The sequence below is a fragment of the Endozoicomonas sp. ISHI1 genome (genome assembly GCF_024606225.1).
Taxonomy (GTDB): domain Bacteria; phylum Pseudomonadota; class Gammaproteobacteria; order Pseudomonadales; family Endozoicomonadaceae; genus Endozoicomonas_A.
Genome location: NZ_JAGRPU010000096.1, coordinates 1 through 4,487 on the forward strand (window position 1 = coordinate 1; position 4,487 = coordinate 4,487).

Genomic DNA, 4,487 nt, shown 5'->3' on the forward strand with positions numbered 1-4,487 from the left:
TCCTGCCAGTTGGCTCCTTTCAGAATCACCCGCTGTCCGGCCCTTAATGACTCAAGCCTGCCGGGGATGTGCTGAATTCGCCCCTGTTGATCTACTCCGGGACCGCCCAGCAGTAAGTGTCGCCAGTTACTATGGATATGACAGTCAATTAAAACGATATTGTCGTCATCCATAGCACTTTCAATACCGGGGAGTTCAGGCAACAGCGGAGGAACCTTATTGAGGTCCATCGCTGAATCATCATCGAATTGCCAGGTATTTCCCGGTCGATTAATTCGTCGCCAGAAATCAGCGCCCGGGGCTTTATCATCCTGGCCAACCGATGCCAACTGTGCGGGGTCTGCTAAAACCAGCAGAGCAACGTGCTCTCCCAGGGGACGTTTCTCCTGACTGACTTTGTCGTACAGACAGGGGTTATCGGGGTCCAGCAGATCGTTAAATTTTGGCAGATCGTCGCTGGTGAGCTTGCGAATATCCATCACCAGGGTGAGTGGTTGTGTCCCTTCAAACAGCTTGCCTGAACGCAAAGCATGGTGACCATCGTCAGCAATGCTCAGCCGGCTCACCAGATTAGCCTGTGAGAGCTCATCGGGATGGGAGATAAGTGTGACATCGCGATTCTCGTCGCCGGTCCGGGCTGCTAAAAGCTGTCGAACCTCATCATCGCTGGTGACAAAACGAAAATCGAAGGAATGAGAGGCTCTGGGTAACGAGGAATCCGTTGAGGATACGGTTCTCGCTTTCTCAGGCGACGTAATCGGATGTGATGATATAGTCCGTTTGGCGGTGGTCTCATGGCAGATTTTTACCTTTTTTGACGATAGCTTCAGCTTTGCTGTCCTGGTTGGCAGGCTACTATCATGCACGCCACAATCTGGTACCTCAGCACCAGGCACCTCACTGCCGAGAATGTATTTGTTTGTTGCTCTGCCAATCTGACCATCCATAGTCAATCTCCTTTTTTACTGCTGTCAGCATTACTGCATTGAAGTTGTTTAGGCGTTTGACCTTAAAATAGGATGGAAGTTCAGTTTTGATAATTAGCCGTGACCATCGATGGAAATCACCGGTCACGAAAAACTTATCGTGACCAGACAATGATCAGGTATCCAATGACTCAAAAAGCGAATTCAAATTCACGCTGTTGCAAAACTCTTCGGCAATTTTTGTCAGTTCATCGGACTTGAGCACCAGAGCGTTATCGGCGTAGAGTGCCTGTCTTAAAAAAGCATCATGACCACATTCCTGAAACCAGCAAGAACTATCAATTGAAGACATCATGGCATACAGCTGCTCCACTGAGGATGGATCATGAGCGCCATAGCTGTCAGTGAGTTCAACTTCAGACCTGATGGTAGCATCGGACCAACAATACGTTAAGCAACCGCCTTTCGAGTGCGTCATTTCATACAGGTAATGACAGAATGCCTGCTGAAGCGCTAGCCTCTGTTTGTCTCTCAAAGCATTTAAAAGCTGCTGATCCTCCCATGACACCTCAGAGGAGTTTGGTTTGATTTTTTCCAATAACGGCTTCAAATCCGGCTTATTCTCGAGATGTCGTTGAAACAGCACACCGGTTTTTTTATTCATCACTGTTTTGTCCCAGGAAGGTTGCCCCATGATAATCACCGGAAGGTGGTTCGTCTTGCCCGAGACTAATTTCGGAAACGCAGGTTGGCGCACCAGCATTCGTTCTATATTCGGAGTGCCCTCAGGTTCGTCCGTCCAGACGATCCGTAAAGATCGATTGACAATTTTATCTTCAAAGAATTGCGAAAACCCATTATGACAATGAGTGACGAATAAGGTACCACCTCCTTCTTGAAATTTTCTATAGACCAACCGACACACATAACTATTTTTTTTCCTGGAAAATACTTTCTTATACCAGTTTTTCAGGCAATCAGCGGCTTTAACCTTCAGCTCATCGACGCCTTTGAGACGCACCAATAGGTGATGATGTTTATCGGGTTTCATAATGGGGTTCGACACTGGTTCCAGCCACCCCAATTCCATGGCTTCAAGGACAAAGCGGATAACCGAAGGCTGGGTTAAGTCAATTTCTTGCAGTATGAACACCATTGCAATCAGCCACTGGTAAGCAGCTTTTACTCCGGCTTGATCAATTATTTTTGAATGGAGTGACTTGAGCAGTTCAATGATCAGATATCCATCACTGTCGGACAATATTTGTCTTACCGCCAGCGACATGTATTTAGTACCTATCTCTTGATTGACCAACGCTTTTTTTCCCAGCGATTCTAAGGTTGAGACCGCCATGTGAAAACTGACTAAATTGTTTTCCTTCCAAAGGTTATGAACCATTTCGAGAATGTTGAGATTGGTTTCTGGCAATGCACTGTTTTTCTCAAGGCTTTTGTTCAGTTCCATCAGACTCATGCCACAGGCTCTGGCCAGAGTTTGCTGTTCTGCCAAATCAGCTCCTTTCAGGAGAGCCTTGAGGAGAGCATTAATCTTCCTGGACTCACTGCTGGAACCAGTGAGCTTCCTGATGGGCTGGAAATGAAATGTGATTTCTGTTTCCTCGAAAGGTGCCCCACCCAAATCCACTGGTTCCCAGGTTTGGCCTCCATCGACGGAATACTCGGCAAAGCTGTGGATAGCGTTTTTAATTTCTCGGGAGGGAATCCCAAAATAACGACAAAAAGCAATAAAAGCAGGCACACGATGACGACAGCTACCCTGCCGCTTTGTTACGAGGAATTCAAAGAAATTTTCATGGCGCCCTGGTTGAGCCTCACCGGAAAACTGTTTGCAATATTCTGTGATCGCCTTAATTCGATCCTCCGTGCCTTTAGGTTTTTTTATTGCCTGCAAAAGCATCTTTACTTCGGCTGGGTGTTGGTCATCGTGATCAAAGGTCTCAAACAGTTTGTTCAGTACTGTTTTCATAGCCTCTGAGCAGCGGTTGTCAAAATGTTTTGATCCTTCTGGCCGGGCTTCTTTAGCAGGTATTTTTTTGACCGGTTTTCTCGGCTCTACGACATAAGCCACGTGAATACGCTGGTTGTCCCGGACCTCCGTAATCAACAGTGTGTGAAGCCCGGTATATTGGTTCCTCACCAGGGTAAATGGCACATCGGGTTCTATGCGCAGTGCCACGATATAGTCGTTCGGCCTCAGGCTGGGCAATGCATACTGGCCATTGTTTGATGACCAGCTAAAGGTCGCCAGCGTTTGATCGCTGGCTAATAGCACTGGCTGATCCTGCCCCGGTAAGCGGGCCGGTATGAGGGTTTCGAGCCCATCAATGTTTTTATCATTGAGATCGATTTCTTTGACATCGCCAGTGGCAGACACATAAATATCCTTTGCCCACCACCGATACATACCGGAAGAATATTCGTTAGTATTAAAAATTTTATAATCCTTGAGTTGTGACTTCTCCCGGTACTCATAGTTCGTTTTCGTGTCCAATGCCGGAGCCTCTTTCTCGTGGACTTCCGGATCGTATGGTTCAGGAGCGTTATCAACGCCAACAGCTGACGCTTTGTTAATACCACCGTCAACCTGATGGTTCTCCAGAGCACTTATCTGATGACAAATCTGATGCCAAAATGCAGGCCGTAGTTGAACGTCGTGGGCATTCCATTTCTCTATCTGCTGATCAGCCTCCTGAAGATAAGGCTGGGAAGCCGTTAATTTCAGCGTTTGTTCCTCTTCTGCCGTCAGGGGAAAGACGCTATCAGCACCTACGCCCACCGGGCCAAACTCACGATCAAACCAGCGTTGCTGCCAGTGTCGGTAAAGTGTCTGAGTGAGAATATTGTCTGACGGATCCGGTTTAAGGGAAAGGCCGGATGCCTGCCACCTGGCCTGAGCCAGTCTCCTGATGATCTCCGTTCTGGCTTCCTTTTTCTCCAGGCAAGTATTGATAAGAATTTCATGGCGTTTTTCATCAAGGCTGTTGCGATTACTGCCTCGTATCAACCACGGGCGATTAATGCCGGATACCTTTCGGTAGAACCATTGGCTCATTTCAGGATCAAGCGCTTCTCTATCAATGGCAGCAGCCGATGGCCCGGGAAGTTCCTCCAGGGATATATTGGCTGCCATCAGATAAAGACGGTAGTGCTGGTTGAGGCATTGATGAACTGCTTTTTCGGTAAAATCGCCTCCTCTGAAGACAGCCCTGGCGACATTCTGTAAATCAAGACTGGTCGGCTGCAACGGCAGGTTTTGTCGTTGCAGGTAAGCCCTCAAACGACAATGTTGTTTAGTCAGTTGTTCAGCGATGATTTTTCCCTGTTGGGTCTGTGGCAACACTTTTTCAGCAATGGCTTGCAATTCTTCCGGGTTGTACTGCCGAATGGGCAAATGACGAAAACGTCCTTTCAGCGCCGGTGATAGCGCTTTGCGTCCGCTGTACTCAGGTGGGTTGATGGTGGCAAACAGGTGGAAACCCGGATGAGCGTCACCAGCCAGAATGTCGTTTAACTCACCTTCCAGATGCTGGCTGTCGATCA

2 protein-coding genes are annotated in these 4,487 nt (G+C 47.8%); both read right to left on the reverse strand.

The annotated features are described in order from the left end of the window. Positions 1–947 (reverse strand): hypothetical protein (locus KBW69_RS23110; RefSeq protein ID WP_257282479.1); only part of this gene is annotated, 947 nt, incomplete at its 3' end. A gap of 154 nt (positions 948–1,101) precedes the next feature. Continuing rightward, positions 1,102–4,487: transglutaminase domain-containing protein (locus tag KBW69_RS23115; RefSeq protein ID WP_257282481.1), on the reverse strand; the 3,386-nt coding region annotated here is incomplete at its 5' end.